This is a genomic window from Bradyrhizobium sp. CFUWI (assembly GCF_056429085.1).
In genome coordinates, this window is the sequence record NZ_JBWJZE010000202.1 from 1 (window position 1) to 446 (window position 446).

Sequence of the window (446 nt, forward strand, 5' to 3'; positions counted from 1 at the left end):
GTCCAGCGCACGCAGCCGCTGCGCGAGCGGCGTGACCGACACCACCGTGTGCGGCTGCGCGGGCCCGTCGACGATCCGGTCGAACACCCCGGTGCCCGTGCGCTCGTCCAGGCCCATGCCCTCGGGCACGTCCATGTCCGCGCCCTGCCCCACGTCGCGCCACGCATCCCAGCCGACCGAGAACACCGGCCACGGGTACTCGCGCCGGCAGGCGGTGGCGAAGGCGTCCAGCCAGGCGTTGGCGGCCGCATAGTCGCTGCGGCCCAGCCCGCCGACACAGCTCGCGACGGAAGAGCACAGCAGCACGAAATCCAGCGGCTCACCGCGCAGCGCCTCCACCATCGCCCGCGTGCCCTGCAGCTTCGGCGCGAAGGCGGCCCGCACCTCGGCCCGCGTGTGGGTGGCCAGCATGCCGCCGCCGGGCTCCATCACGGCATGCACCACGC

Annotated in this window: 1 protein-coding gene; it reads right to left on the reverse strand. The window is 74.7% G+C overall.

All coding sequences use genetic code 11. From position 1 onward, the window contains the following. Positions 1 to 446 (reverse strand): ketoreductase domain-containing protein (locus AC066S_RS39425; RefSeq protein ID WP_478272001.1); only part of this gene is annotated, 446 nt, incomplete at both ends.